The organism is Streptomyces sp. HmicA12, assembly GCF_000373565.1.
Classification (GTDB): domain Bacteria; phylum Actinomycetota; class Actinomycetes; order Streptomycetales; family Streptomycetaceae; genus Streptomyces.
The window spans coordinates 106,407-127,350 of the sequence record NZ_KB891811.1; the positions used below are offsets into that span (position 1 = coordinate 106,407).

Annotated in this window: 15 protein-coding genes; 4 read left to right on the forward strand and 11 right to left on the reverse strand. The window is 70.0% G+C overall.

Annotated features, from left to right (window positions below):
* Positions 1-62: 62 nt before the first annotated feature.
* From pulA to B072_RS0121910, 7 genes are all read right to left on the reverse strand, one after another.
* Positions 63-5,390: a pullulanase-type alpha-1,6-glucosidase gene (gene pulA, locus B072_RS0121880; protein ID WP_018532118.1), complete on the reverse strand. Its 5,328-nt coding sequence runs from the start codon at positions 5,388-5,390 to the stop codon at positions 63-65.
* 115 nt (positions 5,391-5,505) lie between these two features.
* A complete protein-coding gene (locus tag B072_RS0121885) occupies positions 5,506-7,206 on the reverse strand; it encodes a carbohydrate-binding module family 20 domain-containing protein (protein WP_018532119.1) in 1,701 nt (566 codons plus the stop codon).
* A 286-nt stretch (positions 7,207-7,492) separates the two neighbouring features.
* Positions 7,493-8,578 carry a LacI family DNA-binding transcriptional regulator gene (locus B072_RS0121890; protein WP_018532120.1) on the reverse strand — a complete coding sequence of 362 codons (1,086 nt, stop codon included), beginning with the start codon at positions 8,576-8,578 and terminating at the stop codon, positions 7,493-7,495.
* Positions 8,566-10,227, reverse strand: coding sequence for a glycoside hydrolase family 13 protein (locus tag B072_RS0121895; protein WP_018532121.1), 1,662 nt, complete (start codon positions 10,225-10,227; stop codon positions 8,566-8,568). The genes B072_RS0121890 and B072_RS0121895 overlap by 13 nt, the downstream gene beginning before the upstream one ends.
* Positions 10,228-10,281: 54 nt before the next feature.
* Positions 10,282-11,187 (reverse strand): sugar ABC transporter permease, encoded by a 906-nt coding sequence (locus B072_RS0121900; RefSeq protein WP_018532122.1) that lies wholly within the window; start codon positions 11,185-11,187, stop codon positions 10,282-10,284.
* A gap of 22 nt (positions 11,188-11,209) precedes the next feature.
* On the reverse strand, positions 11,210-12,217 hold the full coding sequence (locus B072_RS0121905) for a carbohydrate ABC transporter permease (protein WP_018532123.1): 1,008 nt from the start codon (positions 12,215-12,217) through the stop codon (positions 11,210-11,212).
* Positions 12,218-12,340: 123 nt separating this feature from the next.
* Positions 12,341-13,618, reverse strand: a complete 1,278-nt coding sequence (locus tag B072_RS0121910; RefSeq protein ID WP_018532124.1) for an extracellular solute-binding protein — start codon at positions 13,616-13,618, stop codon at positions 12,341-12,343.
* Positions 13,619-14,018: 400 nt separating this feature from the next.
* Between B072_RS0121910 and B072_RS0121915 the strand changes: the two genes are divergently transcribed.
* Complete coding sequence (locus B072_RS0121915; protein WP_026246137.1) at positions 14,019-15,044, forward strand: LacI family DNA-binding transcriptional regulator; 1,026 nt, start codon at positions 14,019-14,021, stop codon at positions 15,042-15,044.
* A gap of 22 nt (positions 15,045-15,066) precedes the next feature.
* On the opposite strand, the gene B072_RS0121920 is transcribed toward B072_RS0121915, so the two are convergent.
* From B072_RS0121920 to B072_RS0121930, 3 genes are all read right to left on the reverse strand, one after another.
* The gene (locus tag B072_RS0121920) at positions 15,067-15,438 is read right to left on the reverse strand and encodes a VOC family protein (RefSeq protein ID WP_026246138.1); all 372 of its coding nucleotides are present in this window, start codon (positions 15,436-15,438) and stop codon (positions 15,067-15,069) included.
* Between the two features lie 126 nt (positions 15,439-15,564).
* The gene (locus B072_RS0121925; protein WP_026246139.1) at positions 15,565-16,416 is read right to left on the reverse strand and encodes a class II fructose-bisphosphate aldolase; all 852 of its coding nucleotides are present in this window, start codon (positions 16,414-16,416) and stop codon (positions 15,565-15,567) included.
* Between the two features lie 34 nt (positions 16,417-16,450).
* The gene (locus B072_RS0121930; RefSeq protein WP_026246140.1) at positions 16,451-17,335 is read right to left on the reverse strand and encodes an SIS domain-containing protein; all 885 of its coding nucleotides are present in this window, start codon (positions 17,333-17,335) and stop codon (positions 16,451-16,453) included.
* Positions 17,336-17,534: 199 nt separating this feature from the next.
* Here B072_RS0121930 and B072_RS0121935 point away from each other — a divergent pair, with 199 nt between their 5' ends.
* The 3 genes from B072_RS0121935 to B072_RS0121945 all read left to right on the forward strand — a co-directional run bounded on the left by B072_RS0121935 (position 17,535) and on the right by B072_RS0121945 (position 20,448).
* Positions 17,535-18,314: a DeoR/GlpR family DNA-binding transcription regulator gene (locus B072_RS0121935; RefSeq protein WP_018532129.1), complete on the forward strand. Its 780-nt coding sequence runs from the start codon at positions 17,535-17,537 to the stop codon at positions 18,312-18,314.
* Between the two features lie 132 nt (positions 18,315-18,446).
* On the forward strand, positions 18,447-19,670 hold the full coding sequence (locus B072_RS0121940; protein WP_018532130.1) for an MFS transporter: 1,224 nt from the start codon (positions 18,447-18,449) through the stop codon (positions 19,668-19,670).
* A gap of 34 nt (positions 19,671-19,704) precedes the next feature.
* Positions 19,705-20,448, forward strand: coding sequence for a maleylpyruvate isomerase family mycothiol-dependent enzyme (locus tag B072_RS0121945; RefSeq protein ID WP_018532131.1), 744 nt, complete (start codon positions 19,705-19,707; stop codon positions 20,446-20,448).
* 23 nt (positions 20,449-20,471) lie between these two features.
* Here B072_RS0121945 and B072_RS0121950 read toward each other — a convergent pair whose 3' ends face one another.
* On the reverse strand, positions 20,472-20,888 hold the full coding sequence (locus B072_RS0121950) for a MarR family winged helix-turn-helix transcriptional regulator (protein WP_026246142.1): 417 nt from the start codon (positions 20,886-20,888) through the stop codon (positions 20,472-20,474).
* Between the last annotated feature and the right edge of the window lie 56 nt (positions 20,889-20,944).

Consider the following 20,944-nt stretch of genomic DNA (forward strand, 5'->3'; position numbering starts at 1 on the left):
TGGGTGGGGCGGTCGTCCCCTCGCGCGCCTCGAGGGGACGACCGGACAGAGCGGAACGGATGTCAGCGGGTGAATACCGCGACCGTGCGGGCGGGCACGGTGAAGGTGCCCGAACTCGCTGCGTAGGTGGCCGACTTGACGACCGGGTCGGAGCCCTTGGCCTGCGTGGGGTGCAGCCGGTAGCCCTTCCCCGCTAGGTCCTTCACGGTCTGCCGCTGCGTCGTCGGCGTGGCGTTGAGGACGACCACGAGGTCGCCGAGGCGCATGGTGATGACGCCCGGGGTCTCGTCCTTGCCGGAGAGCGGGAAGGAGAGCTCCTTCTGGACCTGTGCTGCCGTGGAGAGGTGGAACGCGGGCTCGGCCGTGCGGATCCTCAGCAGGTCCTGGTACGCGGCCGACGTCCCCTGGATCGCCGCGCAGCCCGGCACGGGTACCGAGGTCAACAAGGGTTTGGCGTAGGGCCACTTGTCCTTGTTGTCGGCGGCCGGAGGCAGTCCGCGTCCGTATCCGTTGCCGTCCCGGCAGTCCCAGTGGACGGCGTTGAACCAGTCCCCGCTGTCGAACGAGTTGCGGTCCAGGGACTTGGAGCGCAGCAGGTCGGTGCCGGCCTGGGAGAGCGCCGGGCCCTGCGAGAGGGCGGCCGTCGCCATCGCCAGGACCTGCATGCGGGAGCGGTCGGCGGTGCCGGTCGTGGCGGGCAGCTTGTAGGTGAGGGCGTCGTACAGGGATTCGTTGTCGTGCGCGTCCGCGTAGGCGAGGGCGTCGCCGGGTGCGTCCGCGTAGCCGGCGGCCGCGCCGTTGTAGTCGACGTCGGAGCCCTTCACCTGCTTCCCGTCGGTGTCGGTGAACTCGTATCCGGCGAGGTTTCCGGAGAGGCCGACCTTGATGAGGTCCTGGTAGTGCAGGAGGCGGGCCTTCTGCTCGGCCGACGTGCCGTTCGCCTTGCTGGAGTTGGGATCGGTGTACAGGCCGGTGGCGAAGCCCTGGACGCCCGGGTCCTCGTCGAACGGGGATCCGCCGCGCACGGCGTCGCGGGACCGGTCGTTGAACGTGGCGATGCCGGTGCCCGCCATGTTCTTCTGGGTGGCCTGCTCGAAGCGGGCGTCGTCGGCGACCTCGCCGAAGTTCCAGCCCTCCCCGTAGAGGATGATCTTCTTGCCGTCGACGCCGTCCTTGGCGAGGGTGAGCGCGTCGAGGGCCTTCCTGACCGCCAGGATATTGGCCTTGGGGTGATGGCCCATGAGGTCGAAGCGGAAGCCGTCGACCTTGTACTCCTTGGCCCAGGTGACGACGGAGTCGACGACGAGCTTGCCCATCATCGTGTTCTCGGGCGCCGTGTTGGCGCAGCAGGTGGAGTTGGCGACCGAGCCGTCGGCCATCAGCCGCTGGTAGTAGCCGGGCACGATCCTGTCGAGCACGGACGTCGTGTCCTGACCGCCGGCGGCGGTGTGGTTGTAGACGACGTCCATGACGACGCGCAGGCCGTCCTCGTTGAGGGACTTGACCATCTGCCGGAACTGGACGGTGCGGGCCGTGCCGTCCGGGTCGGTGGCGTAGGAGCCTTCGGGGACGGTGTAGTGGTACGGGTCGTAGCCCCAGTTGTACGCGTCCTTGGCGGCGGTCTTCGCCACGCACTCCTGCTGCTGGTCGCTGTCGGCCGCGAACGTGGTCAAATCACATTCGGGTGAAGCCTGTTGGGACTTCTTCTCGGGGATGGTGGCGATGTCGAAGGCGGGCAGCAGATGCACGTACGACGTGCCGGACCTCGCCAGTTCCCGCAGGTGCTTGGAGCCGTCGCTGTTCCTGTCGGTGAAGGCGAGGTACGTACCGCGGTCCTTCGCCGGCGTCGTGCTGTCCTCGACGGAGAAGTCGCGGATGTGCATTTCCTGGATCTGCGCGTCCTTCATGGCGACGGCCTTCGGCTTGCGCAGGCCCGACCAGCCCTTGGGGGCGAGGGACGTGGCGCCGAGGTCGACGACGAGGCTGCGCTCGGAGTTCGCGGTGAGGGCGACCGAGTAGGGGTCGGTGACCTCGTTGGTGACGACCTTCTGGACGCTGGGGGCCCACACCTTCACGGTGTAGCGGTACTCCTTGCCGCGCCAGGCGTCCGCCGAGCCGGTGACGGACCAGACGCCGGTCGCGTCGTCGCGCCGCATCGGCAGCTTCTTGCCGGCGAGGTCGAGGGACACGCCCTGCGCGGTCGGCGCCCACACGGACAGGGTGACCTTGCTCCCCTTGAACACCGGTCCCAGCTCGGCCTGTTGGGCCTTCGCGCCGTACAGGTCGTCGAGGACACCCTGTGTCTGCACACCCGTCCCCGTCACCAGGGCGCCGTTGCCGATGCGCTGGGTGAGGACGACCTGCCCGTCCAGCGCCTCGCGGACGCGGTCACGGTCGCGCGGGTCGACGGTGAACGCCGTGTACTCCTTCAGGTGCGGGAACTTCTTCTTCTGCGTGTCGGTCAGCTCCGAGGCCCGCAGCCGCAGCCACCGGCCCTCGCTGCTCAGCGCCCCGTCCTCGACGGTGATCGAGCCCGTGCGGTCGTACACCAGCTGGGTGGTGAGCGCGGAGCCGCTCGCGACGTCCTTGGGCAGGACGACGGTGTCGGTGTCGATCCACTGCGCCCGCGCCTTGGTCAGGTCCAGTTCGGGGGCGGAGCCCACGGACGGCAGCAGGTAGGTGCTGTCCCCCGCGTTCAGCCACACCTCGTGCCCGTACGTGGTCAGGTCGAGCGAGCGGTCGGTGGGGATGTCCTTCTCGTCGCCCTTGTGGAGGATGTAGCTGAGCGAGGTCGCACTGTCCGCGAGCGGCACCTCGAAGGTGAGACCGTAGGCGTCCTCGCCCGTGGGCTGCAGCGGCTTCGACCAGTCGGTCGGGGTGGCGGCGCCGGTCCAGGTGTGCAGGCCCCAGCCGTCGTAGTCGCCGTCGGCGCGGTGGACGTGAATGATCGCCTTGGTCTTGTCCTGCTCGGGGTAGACCCCGTCGGGCCGGGTCGACGCCTGGTCGTCCTTGCCCTGCTCGATCCAGACCTCTCCGGTCCTGGCGAGGTCGATCGTGCGCGCGGCGCCGTCCGCGGTGCCGTCCTTCTCGACGGTGTAGCTGAGCGAGCTCGCGCCGTCGGGGACCTTCACCCAGGCGAACGCTCCGTACGCGTCACGCCCCACGAACTTGCTTGTCCGGTCACCGGACTTGAGGGTGATGCCGTCGTAGTCGCCGTCCGCGCGCTTGTAGTGGACGACCGCTTGGTCGCGGTCCACGGCGAGGGGTTTCTCGGCCGCGGGGGCCTTCCCCGCCGTCGTCTCGGCGAGGGCGCTCACGGTCCGTCCCGCGCGGTCCACAACAACTGCCTTGTACCGCAGCGCCGTTCCGGCCGCCACCTGTCCCGGGATCGCCTGAGTGATCTTGTACGGGGCGTGGTCGACGCTGCCGAGGGTGCGCCATGCGCCGTTGCCCACCTGCGCGGCGAAGACGATGCGGGCGGACGCGGTGTCGCCCGGGTCGGCCGACAGGGTCACCGTGCCGGTGGCTCCGACGGCCGGGGCCTTCAGCGCGAGCGTGGGCCCGGTCTTCGGCGCCGGGAGCCTGTGCTCGGCGCGCAGCACCAGCGAGGACAGCGCGGGCACCGTGACCTTCACCGTGCCGCCGGACGCCGTGACGACGCCCGAACCGCCGTACAGGGTGTGGAACTTCGAGGACTCGACGGGCAGCTCCACCGTCTTCGCCTCGGTCGCGTTGTTCACGGCGACGGTGTACTCGCGGTCGTCGCCGGTGCGCGAGAAGGCGTAGACCGAGTCCTTCGCGTACAGCTCCTTCTGCGTGCCGTCGGCGAGTGCGGGGTTGTCCCTGCGGAGCTTGGAGAGCGCCGCGATCGTCTTGTACAGGGGGTGCGTGGTGTCGTACGCGTCGTCGGCGTGGGTGCGGTCGGTGCCGAGCTCGTCGTCGTCGAGGTAGTCGGCGACCTTGGAGGCGAAGAGGGTCTGGCGGGCGTCCTTGTCGCCGCCGGCGCCGGTGAAGCCCTGTTCGTCGCCGTAGTAGACGACGGGGTTGCCGCGGGACAGGAACATCAGCTCGTTGGCCAGTTCGTCGCGGCGCAGGAGTTCGGCGTCGGACGCCTTCGGCAGGTCGGACTTCAGGAACGTACCGATGCGGCCCATGTCGTGGTTGCCGAGGAAGGTGACCTGCTCGTACGCGTTCGCCTTGTCGGTGGCGTACTTGTAGTCGTCGGCGAAGACCTTCGCGAGCCGGTCGGCGTCGGCGCCCTGCGAGGCGTAGGCGCGGGCCGCGTCCTGGAAGGGGAAGTCGAGGGTGGCGTCGAGGCGGCCCTGGGTGACGTAGGGCGAGGTGACGTCGGTGTCGGCGGAGTAGACCTCGCCGAACATGAAGAAGTCGTCGCGGCCGTGCCGGGCGGCGTATTGGTCGAGGGCGGTGGCCCACTGCGTCCAGAACGCGAGGTCGACGTGTTTGACGGTGTCGATCCGGAACCCGTCGACGTCGAAGTCACGCACCCACTTCTCGTAGATGTCCTCCATGCCCTTGACGACCTCGGGGCGTTCCGTCCACAGGTCGTCGAGGCCGTTGAAGTCGCCGTACGTGGTCGACTCGCCCTCCCAGGTGGAGTCGCCTCGGTTGTGGTAGAGCGTCGGGTCGTTGAGCCAGGACGGAACCATCTCGCCGGTGTTGGACGGCGTGTACGGGAAGGAGTCGGTGTCGACCTTCGCGGTGCCGTTCTCGCTGTCGTCGAAGGGGCGGCCCTGGGTGTCGAGGTAGGGGTAGGCGCCCTTGGGGCGGTAGCCGTACTTCTTCTCCGCGTAGTCGACGGTGTCGGCGGTGTGGTTCGTGATGACGTCGAAGAACACCTTCATGCCCTTGGCGTGTGCCTTGGAGATGAGGGTCTTCAGGTCGGCGTTGGTCCCGAAGTGCGGGTCGACCTGGGTGAAGTCGGTGATCCAGTAGCCGTGGTAGCCGGCCGAGGCGTCGGCGCCCTCGCCCTGGACCGGCTTGTTCTTGAAGATCGGCGCCATCCATATCGCGGTGGTGCCGAGGTCCTTGATGTAGTCGAGCTTGCGGGTCAGGCCCTTGAGGTCGCCGCCCTGGTAGAAGCCCTTGTCGGTCGGGTCGAACCCGGTCGAGGTGCGGCTGCCGGTGAGGCCGCCCTTGTCGTTGGACGGATCGCCGTTGGCGAACCGGTCGGGCAGCACGAAGTAGAACTGCTCGCGCGTCGCGTCGTGGCGGGCGGGCTCGGCGGCCAGGCGCGCGTCGGACGGCGGTTTCGGCGGGGCGGGCGCCGCCGACGCCGCGGTGTGCAGCGTCGTGGCGAGCAGTGCGGCGACGGCCGCGGCGGCCGCCGCTCGCCTCCGTGACGCGCCGTGCGCGCCGCTTCTTCGGTTCACCTTGTCGGGCCTTTCGGGGACGGTGCGGGAGCTGTCGCTCGTGCTGGGGGCGGAGCCGGGGCCGCCCGGTGCCTGCGGGGAGGCGGGACACCGGGCGGCCGGAGGAGGGTGCGGGTCAGCTGCGCCAGGTGTCGGTCAGCGCGACGGCGCCGAAGGAGGAGACGGTCGCGGTGCGGTTGGCGCCGCTCTCCCAGGTGACGTTGCCGTTCGCGTCCTTGCGCACGTACTTGTACTCGAAGGAGGTGCCTGCGGGCAGGGCCACGTCGAGCTTCCAGACGGGGTAGGCGGCCGGGTCCAGCTTCAGGGCGTCGGCGGTGTTCCAGTTGCCGAGCTGGTTCTTGTCGCCGGTGACGTAGATGTTCTCGCCCCAGCTGGTGGTGGCGTTCACGCTGAACGAGGCGCCGGCGGCCGGGGTCGGGTCGGTCGTGCTCCCGCTGCCGCAGGTCTTCGCGCCGGCCTGGATCGCGAGCGCGGTGTTGGCGCCGAGGGTCGCCGTGAACCGGCCGGAGGAGTCCACCGTGACGCCCTTGCCGCTCTGCACGTCGCAGTAGTCGCCGGCGGGCAGTGACGTCTGGAAGGTGCGGGTGAGCGACGCGTTCTCGTGGTTGAGGACGACGTACGCCTTGGCGCCGCGGCCGAACGCGATCTGGTCGCCGCCGTTGTCCCACCAGTCGGTGACGGCCTCGCCGCGCGCGGTGTTGCGCCAGGCGACCATGCTCGACACCTCGCGCCAGGCGTGCTGGCACTTCCAGCCGTCGGTGTAACAGGCGCTGACAGAACCGGAGTTGGGCGGGCCCGCGTCCTTGTCGGTCCACTCGTAGCCGGAGTGCACGTCCGGCGAGCCGTACGGCCACGCCAGCATGAAGACGTCGGCCAGGGTGTAGGTGGCGCCGTCCTTGTAGGTGAGGGTGTCGCCGCCGCGCTCGGTGTCGTGATTGTCGACGAAGACGGCCGACTTGTCGGAGGCCATGTAGCCCCAGGCCGTGCCGAAGTTCTTCAGTTCGGCGAGGTTCCCGCCGGTGAAGACGCGCTTCAGGTCGCGGGCGTAGCGGAACTCCTGGACGTCGCCGTTGCCGAGGTACTCGCTGGGCGAGACGGCTTCGCCCGCGCCGTAGATGGCCTCCTGCTTCCAGTAGGCGTTCGGGTTGGTCAGCCGCGACTTGATGTTCGCGAGGTCGGCCGCCGCCATGTGCTTGGCGGCGTCGATCCGGAAGCCGTCGACGCCGAGGGAGAGCAGGTCGTTCAGGTACCCGGCGATCGTGGCACGCACGTACTCCTCGCCGGTGTCGAGGTCCGCGAGGCCGACCAGTTCGCACTCCTGGACGTTGGTGCGGTCCTGGTAGTTGCTGATCGTGGCCGTGCAGTTGTCCAGGTCGGCGGACGAGTAGAGGCCGGGGTAGGCGTACTTGGTGTACGAGGAGCCGCCGGTGCCCGTGCCGGATCCGGCCGCCATGTGGTTGATGACGCTGTCCGCGACGACCTTCACGCCCGCCGCGTGGCAGGTGTCGACCATGTTCTTGAAGGCGGCCCGGTCACCGAGCCGGCCGGCGATCTTGTAGCTGACGGGCTGGTACGAGGTCCACCACTGGGAGCCCTGGATGTGCTCCTGCGGCGGCGAGACCTGGACGTAGCCGTATCCGGCGGGGCCGAGCGTGCTGGTGCACTCCTTGGCGACGGAGGCGAAGTTCCACTCGAACAACACCGCGGTGACGTCCTTCTCACCGGGCGGCGCGGCCTGCGCCGGGGCCGGGACCGTGACGGCGGCAGCGGCCCCCGCCAGGACGGCGAGCGCGGCAGCCACGGACTTTCTGGCCATGGTTCCTCCTGATGCGAAGGGCAACGCGCCATGCCCGTACGGCTGTTGAGGGGGGATCGGTTGAATCTTGCTGCAAGTGATTGCGGGGCGACCGTATGAGTCACCGGCAGCACGGTCAACCCTTTGGGCACACCCTTCTCAACCCTCAGAGGAAAACTGCCAATTCTGACTGCAAGGACTTACGCAAGAGTTCCAGCGGTGTTACGTTCAACCACGCTTCCGGTCCGGCGCCGGGGGGCCGGCCCGGCCGGGCCCCACGCGCCCGGCGTCCGGACCGGCGGCACCCTCAGAGCGCGGCGACCGGTGCGCGCCGGGCCCGCTGCGCGGTCGACCCGCGTACCACCAGCTCGGGCTGGAAGACGAATTCCGTGCGCTGTACGGGAGTTCCGCCGATCTCCTCCAGGAGCGCTCCCACCGCGGCGGTCGCCATGGCCTGTACGGGCTGGCGCACCGTGGTCAGCGGCGGGTCGGTGAACGGGATCAGCGGCGAGTCGTCGAAGCCGGTGACGGAGATGTCCCGCGGCACGTCGAGGCCACGTTCGCGCACCGCCCTGATGACGCCGAGCGCCATGGGGTCGCTGCCGCAGACGATGCCGGTGCAGCCGAGGTCGAGCAGGGCGCCGCCGGCGGCGTGGCCGCCCTCGACCGTGAACAGGGTCTGCTGGATGAGCCGCTCGGCCTCGTCGCGGTCCAGGCCGAGCAGGGTGTGCTGGGCGGCGACGAATCCTTCGGCCTTGCGTCGGGAGGGCACGAACCGGGTCGGACCGATGGCCAGGCCGATGCGCTCGTGCCCGAGGTCGACGAGGTGGCGCACGGCCATCCGCGCCGCCGACCGGTCGTCGGGCGACACGAACGGCGCGTTGATGTGCTCGTTGAAGCCGTTGATGAGGACGAACGGCACCTTCCGCTCGGCGAGCCGGGCGTAGCGCGCCGCGTCCGCCGTGGTGTCGGCGTGCAGCCCGGACAGGAACACGATGCCGTTGACGCCGCGCTCCTCCAGCTGCTCGACGAGTTCGTCCTCGGTGGCGCCGCCCGGCATCTGTGTGCAGAGCACGGGCGTGTATCCGTATCCGGCGAGGACCTGCTCGATGACCTGCGCGAACGCTGGGAAGATCGGGTTGGTGAGCTCGGGGATGACGAGCCCGATGAGCCCGGCGCTGCGGCGTCGCAGCCGGACCGGGCGTTCGTAGCCGAGCACGTCGAGCGCGGCGAGCACCTTCTGCCGGGTGGCCGCCGCGACGCCGGGCTTGCCGTTCAGGACCCGGCTGACGGTGGCCTCGCTGACCCGGGCCTGCCCCGCGATGTCGTGGAGCCGCGGGGTGCCGCCGGTCTCGGCGGCACCCCGCGGCGTCGAAATCGTCACGCGGCCCACCAGACGGTGGAGTCCGCGGGCAGGTCGAGCTCGCCGTCCTCGACGGTGACGGGGCTGGAGGACAGCAGCACCGTGCCGGGCGCGGCGATGCGGACCGGCACGCCGGTGGTGTTGACCGTGCAGGCGAAGCCGGGCCGCTCGAAGTGCAGCACACCGGCCGGCGCGTCCTCGCGCCACGTCACCTCGGCGCCCGCGCCGAGGCCGGGCCGCTCGCGGCGCACGGCGAGCGCGGCGCGGTAGAGCTCCAGCGTCGAGTCCGGGGCGCCGGTCTGCGCCTCGACGCTCAACTCGCCCCAGCTGGAAGGCTGCGGCAACCAGCTACCGCCGTCACCGAAACCGTACGAGGCACCGGTCCGGGTCCAGGGGATCGGCACCCGGCAGCCGTCACGGAACCCGTCCTGCCCCTGCGCGCGGAAGAACGACGGGTCCTGGCGCACCTCGTCCGGCAGGTCCGTCACATCCGGCAGCCCCAGTTCCTCGCCCTGGTAGATGTACGCGGATCCGGGCAGCGCCAGCATCAGCAGCGTGGCCGCGCGGGCCCGCCGCAACCCCAGTTCACGATCGCCGGCCGTGCGGATCTGCGTACCCAGACCGGGCGGGTTCGCGTACCGCGTCGCGTGCCGCGTCACGTCATGGTTGGACAGCACCCAGGTCGCCGGCGCGCCCACCGGACGCATCGCGTCCAGCGACGTGTCGATGATCTTCCGCAGTTCGTCGGCGGCCCAAGGGGCGCCCAGGTACTGGAAGTTGAAGGCCTGGTGCAGCTCGTCGGGGCGGACGTAGTTGGCGGTGCGCTCGACGGTCGGCGTCCACGCCTCCGCGACGAAGATGCGCTCTCCGTCGTACTCGTCCAGAATCGTGCGCCAGGAGCGGTAGATCGCGTGCACACCGTCCTGGTCGAAGAACGGCATGACATCGTTGCCGAGGAGCTTCAACTGGTCGCCGCCACCCAGGTCCGGCAGGCCTTCCGCCTTGACCAGGCCGTGCGCGACGTCGATACGGAAGCCGTCCACGCCCATGTCCAGCCAGAACCGCAGGATCGAGCGGAACTCGTCGGCGACCGCCGGGTGTTCCCAGTTCAGGTCCGGCTGCTCGGGCGCGAACAGGTGCAGGTACCAGTCCCCGTCGGGGAGTCGGGTCCAGGCCGGGCCGCCGAAGATGGACTCCCAGTCGTTGGGCGGCAGTTCACCGTTCTCGCCCTTGCCGGGACGGAAGTGGTAGCGCTCGCGCAGCGGCGACCCGGGGCCGTCCGCGACCGCCCGCTTGAACCACTCGTGCTGGTCCGAGGAGTGGTTCGGCACCAGGTCCACGATGATCCGCAGACCGAGCGCGTGCGCGTCGCGGATCACCGCGTCCGCGTCGAGCAGCGTGCCGTACATCGGATCGACGGCCCGGTAGTCCGCGACGTCGTAGCCGCCGTCGGCCTGCGGCGAGGCGTAGAACGGGGACAGCCAGACCGCGTCGACGCCCAGCTCCTTGAGGTACGGCAGCCGGCGCCGGATGCCTTCCAGGTCTCCGGTGCCGTCGGCGTCGCTGTCGGCGAAGCTGCGCGGGTACACCTGGTAGATGACCGCGTCCCGCCACCAGTCGGCGGCCTCTCGGGTCGTGGTGGCGAACACGGGTGACTGGTCCGTGGAGTGCTGGCTCATGGTGTCCTTGGGAGACGTGAGGGGCTGGACGACTGGTCGGTGGTTCGGGGCGGTTCAGCCCTTGGTGCCACCGGCCGTGAGACCGGTGACCAGGTTCTTCTGGACGAGGTAGAACACGGCGGAGATCGGGACGGCGATCAGTACGGCTGTTGCGGCCATGTACTGGCGTTGCGCGTCATGCTCGCTGATGAAGCTCTGCAGACCTACCGCGAGGGTGTATTTCTGGTCGTCGAGCATGAAGGTGTTCGCGAAGGCGACCTCGCTCCACGCGGTGATCATCGTGTAGAACGCGGCGACGGCGAGGCCCGGCCGGGCCAGCGGCAGGATGAGGCGGAAGAACGTACCGAACGGCGAGAGCCCGTCGACCCGGCCCGCCTCGTCGATCTCGACGGGGATCGTGTCGAAGTAGCCCTTCATCAGCCAGGCGCAGTACGGCACGGCGGTCGTCAGATAGACGACGATGAGACCGGCGTAGGTGTCGATGAGGCCCAGGTCCGAGAGGATCACGTACATCGGGACCATGAGGACCGCGACGGGGAACATCTGCGTGACCAGCAGGACCCACATGAACTTCTTGTAGCCGGGGAACCGCATCCGCGAGACCGCGTAGCCGCTGGTCGCGGCGACGAGCACGCCGATCACGGTGGTGCCGAGGGACACGATGAGCGTATTGCCCAGCCACTTGAGGAAGTTGGTGTCCTCGAGGACGAACGAGTAGTTGCTCAGCGTCGCGGTGTCCAGGATCCGCGACGGGTGCAGGTAGTCGTCCTTGTCGGGGCCGAGCGACAGGAACACCAGCCAGCCGATCGGGAACAGCGCGACGAGGCTCGCGACGATCAGGACGGTATGGCTGGCCACCGAAGCCTTGCGGCTGCGCCGGCCGCGCTGGGGCGCGTTGACACGCGCGGTGACCGCGGCGGTTTCGGGGACGGGGGTCTTCGTCAGGGTCTCGGTGCTCATGGCGGTGGCTGCTCCTGCGGCGTCAGATGGCGGCTGATACGTCATTGCGGTTCAGCCAGCGGCGGTAGACCGAGGTGAAGGCGATGAGGAGGGACAGGAGCAGGACGCCGTACGTGGCGGACTGGGCGAAGTCGCGCGGCGTCTGGCCGAAGCCGAGGTAATAGGACCAGGTGACGAGGATCTGCGCGTCCGGAGCGGTGTTGCCGAACAGCAGGAAGATGATCGCGAACTGGTTGAACGTCCAGATGATGCCGAGCAGGACGACGGTCGAACTGACCGACCTGAGGCCGGGCAGGGTCACGTTGCGGAACTGCTGCCAGGTGCTCGCGCCGTCCATCTCTGCGGCCTCGTAGAGCGTGGAGTCGATCGACTGCAGTCCGCCGAGGAGCGAGACCATCATGAACGGCACACCGCACCACGTGTTGACCATGATCGCGGCGATCTGCTGGAAGAGCGGGTCCTCCAGCCACGACGGTGAGGGCAGACCCATCGCGTCGAGCGTGGTGTTGATGACGCCGGAGTCGGCGAGCATGAACCGCCAGGCGAAGACGGTGACGAACGTCGGGACCGCCCACGGCAGGATCAGCATCAGCCGGTAGGCGGTGCGGCCGCGCAGCCCCTTCTGGTTGAGCAGCAGCGCGAGGCCGAGCCCGATGAAGTAGTGCAGGGCGACGCAGGACGCCGTCCACACGATGGTCCAGATGAAGTGCGACCAGAAACGGTCGTACGAGGTGGGGCCCCACAGGATGTCGGCGTAGTTGTCGAGGCCGATGAACTTGTAGGTGGCGTCGATGTGGTTGACGCCGATGGTGCGGGCCGAGTTGAGGCTGTTGGCGTCGGTGAGCGTCAGATAGAAGCCGCGGACCAGCGGGTACAGCACGATGACGGCGAGCACGACCACCACCGGGGCGATCATGGCGTATGCGTACCAGTGCTTCTGGTAACCGTTCTTGAGCCGGGTTGTGAGGCCCGGACGCCGGTCGCGGTCACCTCCGCTGGAGGCGGCCGGGCGCTCGACGGCGACAGTCATGGGTAACACCTTCTGGTCTGCGGGTGGTTCACGGCTTCGGGGCGGTTCACGGGGAGTACGGGTGCCGCGGTCCCGCGCGCGGGGCGGGCTGAAGGAGCGGGACCGCGGCACCTGATCAGGGGACTACTTGGTGAAGCCGTCCGGCAGGAGCTTGCCGTACTGGGTCGTGACGGAGGAGATCACCTTGTCGAGGCTCTCCTTGCCGCTGGCGGCCTTGGGCAGCTCGGTGTCGAGCGGGCCCCACAGCGAGCTGTACTCCGGCAGAGCGGGGCGCGGCTGGGCGGCGGCGAGCACCTTCTGGTAGCCGGCCAGGCCCGGGTCCGCGGTGACCTCGGCGGTGTACGCGTCGTCGCGGGTGGGCAGCGTGGCGTTCTTCAGCGCGATCTGCGTCTGGGTCTTCGCCGACGTCATCCACTGGACGAACTTCAGGGACGCGGCCTGGTGCGCCTTGTCCGAGCCGGCGTAGACGGACAGGTTGTGGCCGCCGGTCGGGGCGCCCGCCTTGCCGGTCGAGCCGGCGGGGACGGTGGCGACACCGAGGTTGGCCTTGTCCTTGAACGCCGAACCCTTGTAGAAGTTCGTGACCTCCCACGGGCCCTCGATCGTCATGGCGGCCTTGCCGTTGACGAAGGCGTCCTGGCGGTGCGCGTAGGAGTCCGCCGTGACGTCGGCCTTGTGCAGGCCCTTGCCGTTGAACAGGCTCAGCCAGGTCTTGGTGGCCTTCTGGGCCTCGGCCGAGCCCAGGGTGATCTTCTTCGCGGAGGCGTCGACGGTGTCGGTGCCCTCGCCGAACAGGAACGGCTCCAGGTAGTAGCCCTTCTCGGAGCCGAAGAAGCCGTCGACGCCGGTCTTCGCCTTGATGGTGGCGGCGTCCTTCTTCAGCTCGTCCCAGTTCTTGGGCGCCTCGGTGATGCCGGCCTTCTTGAACAGGGCCTTGTTGTAGACGAGCGCGAGGGTGTCGGTGACCAGCGGGACGCCGTACGTCTTGCCCTCGTACTGGGCCTGCTTGAGCAGGTTCGGCTGGAACTTGTCCTGGTCCGCGAGGGCCTCGGTGCCGTCCAGCGGCAGCAGGAAGCTCTTCTTCGCGAAGGCGGGCGTCCAGCCGACCTCGGCACGCAGCACGTCCGGGGCGCCGCTGGCGCCGGCCGCGGTGTCGAACTTGTTCTGTGCCTGGTCGAACGGCACGTTGACGTACTTGACCTTGATGTCGGGGTTGGCCTTCTCGAAGTCCTTGATCAGGGCCTTGTACGTGGGCGCCTCGTTCGTGGCGTTCGACGTGTCCCACCACTGGATGGTGACCGGCCCTGACGCCTTGCCGCCGTCGTCGTCGCTACCGCCGCAGGCCGTCGCCGCGAGTGCGAGGGACGCCACCACCGCGGTGGCCGCTATGCCACGCCGCATGAGATCTCCTAGAGGGTGAAAGCCCGTGAGTGGGCGGGGACACGGTCCCGACCGTTCCCCTGACCTACTTGCCGGCTGCGCCGCTGCGGCCGCCGGGCGACGTGAACGTAACAGCGTGGAAAGCGCGAAGAAAGACCTTGCGCGAAATTTCTGCAAGACGCAGCCATCGTTACATCGCCGTGTCCTGAAGATTGCGGGACGCTCGCGCGCCGGCCGCCGACAGACAGGGACATAGAGTGGCGAAATGACCGCAACTACCGTCGCAAGACGCCGAGTTCAGCCATCAGGCCGGTCGGTTCCCGGCCGCGCATCGCACTGCAACACCTTCCAAGAAAGGTGCGGACAGCGGTTTCTCCCCGTCGGTGGGCATTCCCCCAGGTAACCGGTACAGTCCAATGCCATGACCGCGCGGCTCTCCGACATTGCAGCCCAGGCGGGGGTCAGTGAAGCCACAGTCAGCCGCGTGCTCAACGGCAAGCCGGGTGTGGCCTCGGGCACCCGTGAATCCGTCATGGCCGCGCTCGACGTGCTCGGCTACGAGCGGCCGCAGCGCCTGCGCACCCGTAGCGCGGGCCTGGTCGGCCTGATCACCCCGGAGCTCGACAACCCCATCTTCCCGGCGCTCGCGCAGGTCATCGGCCAGGCGCTGACGCGGCAGGGATACACACCGGTGCTCGCCACGCAGACGCCCGGCGGCTCCACGGAGGACGAGCTCACCGAGATGCTGGTGGAGCGCAGCGTCTCCGGCATCATCTACGTCTCCGGGCTGCACGCCGACACCACCGCCGACACCCAGCGCTACGACCAACTGCGCGGCCAGGGCATCCCGTTCGTCCTCGTCAACGGCTTCTCGGCCCAGATCAAGGCGCCGTTCGTGTCGACCGACGACCGGGCCGCGACCCGGCTCGCCGTGCAGCATCTCGCCTCGCTCGGCCACACCCGGATCGGCCTCGCGGTCGGCCCGCGCCGCTTCGTGCCGGTGCAGCGCAAGATCGAGGGCTTCCAGTCGGGCATGGCCGAGCAGTTGGGCCTCACCGAGGAGCAGAGCGAGGCGCTCGTCCAGCACTCCCTCTACACGATGGAGGGCGGCCAGGCGGCGGCCACGACGCTTCTTGCGCAAGGTTGCACGGCGATCGTCTGCGCCAGCGACATGATGGCACTCGGTGCGATCCGCGCCGCCCGCCAGGCCGGCCACCGGGTCCCGCAGGACGTGTCGGTGGTCGGGTTCGACGACTCCCCGCTGATCGCGTTCACCGATCCGCCGCTGACGACGATCCGTCAGCCGGTGCAGGCGATGGGCCAGGCCGCGGTGCGCGCGGTCCTGGAGGAGATCGGCGGGACACCGGCGCCGCACACCGAGTTCGTGTTCATGCCGGAGCTGGTGGTGCGTGGCTCGACGGCGGCGGGCCCGGACCGCCGGGACTGAGCGGCCCGTATTCCCTGCCCCCTCAGCCGATGAGTGTCGCCTTCGGCCTGACCACGCAGAACTCGTTCCCCTCCGGGTCGGCGAGCACCGTCCACGACTCGTCGCCGCGCTGTCCGACGTCCGCCCGGTGGGCGCCGAGCGCGAGGAGCCGCTCGATCTCGTCGTCGCGGTCCGCCGCGTCGGACGTCAGGTCCAGGTGCAGCCGGTTCTTGACGGTCTTGCGGTCCGTCACCGGCATGAAGCAGATCCCCACGGGCGCGGCCCCGTCCGGCCCGACCACGATCTCCCGCTCCCGCTCGGACAGGATCCGCCACCGCAGCGCCGCGGCCCAGAACCGGGCCAAAGAGGGCAGATCGTGGGCGTCGATCACGATGTGGTGCAGCGTCAGAGGCATGCGGCCCAGTGTCCCCGCGGTTCCCTGGAGCGGGCCGGAGCCGACCGGCATCCGACCGCACCGGCGCATCACGGGACAATCGGTCCCGCCGAAGACCGCTCGGCGGGACCGGCCGCTCCCCGCCGATCAGCCCCGCAGCACCGTGATGAACCGGCCCACGGTGCGCACCATCGCCTCCCGGCCCACCTTCAGATACTTGCGCGAGTCGACGGCGTCGGGGTGCGCCGCGAGGAACTCCCGGATGGCACCGGTCATCGCGATGTTGAGCGCCGTGCCCACATTGACCTTGGCGATGCCGCCGCGCACGGCCGCCGCCAGCTCCGCGTCGGGCACGCCCGACGACCCGTGCAGGACCAGCGGCACCTCCAGGCCCTCGGCGAGCCGCTTGAGCAGCTCGTGGTCGAGCGCCGCCGTCCGCGATGTCATGGCGTGCGAGGAGCCGACCGCGACGGCGAGCGCGTCGACGCCGGAGTCGGAGACGTAGGAGCGCGCCTCACCGGGATCGGTGCGGGCGCCGGGCGCGTGCGCGTCCAGCGGGGCGGCCCCGTCCTTGCCGCCGACCTCCCCCAACTCGGCCTCCACCCACAGCCCGTTGGCATGACCCCAGTCGGCGGCGGCCCGGGTCGCGGCGAGGTTCTCGTCGTAGGGCAGGCGCGCGGCGTCGTACATCACCGAGCTGAAACCGGCGTCGGCGGCCTGCCGCAACAGGTCGTCGCTCTGTACGTGGTCCAGGTGGAGGGCGACATCGGTCCGGGCCTGCTCGGCGACAGCCACGGCCGCCCTGGCCAGCGGCAGGAGGCGCCCGTAACGGTAGCGGACGGCGTTCTCGCTGATCTGCAGGACGACCGGGGCGTCGACGGCTTCGGCGCCCGCGACGACGGCCTCGACGTGTTCGAGGGTGATGACGTTGAACGCGGCGACGGCGCCGCCCCGGGCCGCGGCCTCGCCCACCAGCGTCCCTGTTGTTGCGAGGGGCACTGCCCCTCCCTTCTCAAGTCCGTTACGGTCGAGGTCAGTTGGCGTCGAGGATCACGGAGCGGGTGAGATGGCGCGGCTGGTCGGGGTCGAGCTCCTGGCGCGCGGCGACGGCCACCGCGAGGCGCTGGGCGCGGACGAGTTCGGCCAGCGGGTCCAGGCGCCCCTCGACCCAGAGCGCGCCGGTGCCGGCGACCTGCTCGGCGAGCCCCTCGGGCGCCTCACCGAGCATCCAGGTGGCGGTGCCGGAGGTGGTGACGCTGATCGGGCCGTGGCGGTACTCCATCGCCGGGTACGCCTCGGTCCACGACAGGGACGCCTCGCGCATCTTCAGCGCGGCCTCGTTGGCGAGGCCGACGGTCCAGCCGCGCCCCAGGAACGTGAACTGGCCGCATTCCACGAGACCTTCGGGCAGCGGCTCGGCGAGCGCGGTGCGCGCGTCGGCGACGGCCTGTTCGGTGTGCAGGCCGAGGTGGGCGCGGAGCAGGGTCAGCGCGGTGGTGGCGAACCGGGTCTGCACCACGGACTTCTCGTCGGCGAAGTCGAGCACCACCAGGTCGTCCGCCGCCGTCCTGATCGGCGTGTCGGGATCGCCGGTGATCGCCGTGGTGCGGACGGTCCCCTTGAGGGCGGCGAGGAGGTCGAGGACCTCGGTGGTGGTGCCGGAGCGGGTGAGGGCGATCACCCGGTCGTAGCTCCGCCCGGCCGGGAACTCCGACGCCGCGAACGCGTCGGTCTCCCCCTGTCCCGACTGCTCGCGCAGCACGGCCGCCGCCTGCGCCATGAACCACGAGGTGCCGCAGCCGACGATCGCGACCCTCTCCCCCGCGGCCGGCAGCGCCGCCCCGTGCTCCGCCGCCAGGCCGGCGGCACGCGTCCAGCACTCCGGCTGGCTGTTCAGCTCGTTCTCGACATGGCTCATCCCGTGCCCCACTCCCCGGTGCATCGCGTACGTCCCGTACGCCACGTATGGACGGGCTCCAACGGCCCGTTGCAGTCACACTGCTGCAGTCATGCTTGTTCCTGCAAGATATCGCGAGCTTTCAAGCACAATCAAGCAATCGCACGCACAACAGCTAGGGTTTCCCGCAACCGAGTCGATCGACGATTGGAGGCCGCGGATGTCCCGCGACGCCCGCTGGAAGTCCCTCCTGGAACTGCTCGTCGAGCGCGGCCGCCTCGACGTGGAGGACGCGGCGGGTGAACTCGGCGTCTCCGCCGCGACGATCCGCCGCGACTTCGACCAGCTCGCCGAGCAGCAGATGCTGGTCCGCACGCGCGGCGGCGCCGTGGTGCACGGAGTCAGCTACGAGCTGCCGCTGCGCTACAAGACCGCGCGCAACGCCTCGGAGAAGCAGCGCATCGCGAAGGCCGTCGCCGAACTCCTCACGCCCGGCGAGGCGGTGGGCCTGACCGGCGGCACGACGACGACCGAGGTCGCGCGGGCGCTCGCGGTCCGCCCGGAACTCGCCTCCGGCACGCCCGCCCTGACGATCGTCACGAACGCCCTGAACATCGCGAACGAGCTGGCCGTGCGCCCGCAGTTCAAGATCGTGCTGACAGGCGGGGTGGCGCGCCCGCAGTCGTACGAGTTGATCGGCCCACTCGCCGACGGCGTGCTTGGACAGATCACCCTGGACACGGCGGTGCTCGGCGTCGTCGGCCTCGACGTCACGCACGGCGCCTCCGCGCACGACGAGGCGGAGGCCGCGATCAACCGACTGCTGTGCGAGCGCGCCGAGCGCGTGATCGTCGCGGCGGACGCCAGCAAGCTCGGTCACCGCGCCTTCGCCCGGATCTGCGACGCCACACAGGTCGACGTCCTGGTGACGGACGAGTCGGCGGACAAGGCGACGCGGGAGCGGTTCGAGGAGGCGGGCGTCCAGGTCGTCGCCGTCTGACCCTCATCTCAGCTACTTCGCCGGCCTTGGGGCGCGCGACGCATCCGCGTCGCGCGCCTTTCGCATGCCCTGTCCCGGCACACACCCGGAACCCTCTTGTCCCGAAAGCGACTCCCCCTCTAATCTGACTTTGTGCCGCTACTAAACAAACTCGGGATCGTCAGCGCCGACAGTCCCCGCAGCCCCTCCCTGACCCGACTGCGCATCGCCATCACGGTCTTCTTCGCCCTGGACGGATTCGTCTTCGCGGGCTGGGTGGTCCGCATCCCCGCCATCAAGGCGCAGACCGGGGCGTCGGCGAGCACGCTCGGGCTCGCGCTCCTCGGGGTGTCGGCCGGCGCCGTCATCACGATGATGCTGACCGGACGGCTGTGCCGCCGCTTCGGCAGCCACCAGGTGACGGTCGCCCTGGGGGTCCTGCTCCCCCTGACGGTGGTCCTGCCGCCGCTGACCCACTCGCCCCTCACCCTCGGACTCGTCCTGCTGGTGTTCGGGGCGGCGTACGGCGGCATCAACGTGGCGATGAACAGCGCGGCGGTCGATCTCGTCGCCGAGCTCGGCCGACCGGTCATGCCGAGCTTCCACGCCGCGTTCAGTCTCGGCGGCATGGTCGGTTCGGGGCTGGGCGGACTGGTCGCGGCGCATCTTTCGCCGACCCGGCATCTGCTGGTCATCGCGGTGTTCGGCCTCGTGGTCACGGCCGCGGCCGGTCCGACGCTGCTGCGCCACCGGCCCCCGCGCCTCCAGGAACGTATACGGACACCCGAGTCGGAACCGTCCCGCCGCCTGGACCGCGGCACCCGTGTGCTCGTCCTCGTCCTCGGCCTGATCGCCCTGTGCACGGCGTACGGAGAAGGGGCCCTCGCCGACTGGAGCGCACTGCACATGGAGCAGGACCTGCACGCGCATCCGGGCGTCGCGGCGGCCAGTTATTCGTGCTTCGCGTTCGCCATGACGATCGGCCGGCTCACCGGCACGACCCTGCTGGAACGGCTCGGCAGGACCCGGACGGTGGTCTTCGGCGGCGCGATCGGCGCCGTCGGCATGCTGTTCGGTGCGCTGGCCCCCTCGGTGTGGCTCGCCCTCGTCGGATTCGCCGTCACGGGGCTCGGTCTCGCCAATCTCTTCCCGGTCGCCATCGAGCGGGCCGGGGCGCTCGCGGGCCCGACCGGGGTCGCCGCCGCCTCCACGCTCGGGTACGGGGGCATGCTGCTCGGACCGCCCGCGATCGGCTTCATGGCGGACTGGTTCTCGCTGCCGCTGGCCCTGACCAGCGTGGCAGTGCTCGCGGCGGTGGCGGCGACGATCGGCTTCACCACGCGACGCGCGGCCGTGCCCCCAGCCCCGAAAATCTGAGCCGGAGCACGCGCCAGGAGGCAGACTCGCCCCCATGGAGATTGCCGAACACATTCAAGTCGTGCACGCGGAGGGCCAGTTGCTGGCCGACGCGGCCGAGCGGGCGGGGGCCGACGCCAAGGTCGCGACCTGTCCGGACTGGCAGGTCCGCGACCTGGTGCGCCATCAGGGCGCGGTGCACCGCTGGGCCACCGCGTTCGTCGCCGAGGGCGCGACCGACCCCCGCCCCATGCCCGACGTACCGCCCGGCCTGGACGGGGACGCCCTCTTCGCCTGGTTCCGCGAGGGTCATCGACGACTTGTCGATACGTTGACGAACGCACGGCCCGACGTGGAGTGCTTCGCCTTCCTGCCTGCTCCGTCGCCCCTGGCGTTCTGGGCACGGCGGCAGGCGCACGAGACGACGGTGCACCGGTTGGACGCCGTGTCGGCCCTGCCCCAAGCGCCCCGGGATGAACCCGGCCGGATCACCGAGGAGTTCGCGGTCGACGGGATCGACGAGCTGCTCCGCGGCTTCCACGCGCGCGGCCGCAGCCGAGTGCGCTCGGACGCGCCACGCGTGCTGCGCCTACGGGCCACCGATGCCGACGTCACCTGGACCGTGCGGATCACCCAGGACCCGCCCATGACCGAACGCGGCGCCTCCGCGGACGCCGAGTGCGAGGTGTCGGGACCGGCCGCGCGGCTCTACCTGTCGTTGTGGAACCGGCTGCCGTTCCCAAACGTGAGCGGGGACGCCTCGCTCGCCGCGCTGTGGCGGGAGCGGTCGGGCGTCTGACCCGCCGATCGCCCGGCGGGCCGTCACACCGCGGCGTCGGACTCCAGCATCCGGCGCAGCACGGCCCGCTGCAGCGGTCGCACCTCGGTGTGCAGGGCGCGCCCCTTGGCCGTGATGCAGACCCGCACCCCGCGCCGGTCCTCGCTGCACATGCCGCGCTCCACCAGCCCGTCCTTCTCCAGACGCCCGATGAGACGGGACAGCGCGCTCTGGCTCAGGTGCACCTGGCCGGCGATCTCCTGCACGCGGTAGGCCGCCGTGCCGTCCTCCGCGGTGCCCTCCGCGAGCACGTCGAGGACCTCGAAGTCGCTTGCGCCCAGACCGTGCTGATGCAGCTCCCGGTCGAGCTCGCACAAGGTGCGCGCGTGCAGCGAGAGGATGCCCCGCCACCGTTCCACGAGGTCGGCCGACGTCCCGGCCTCCACTTTTCCTGCCGCCATGACGGCACCGTAGCAGAAAAGCCACCTTTTGTTGCATCGGAATTAAATGCACTTGC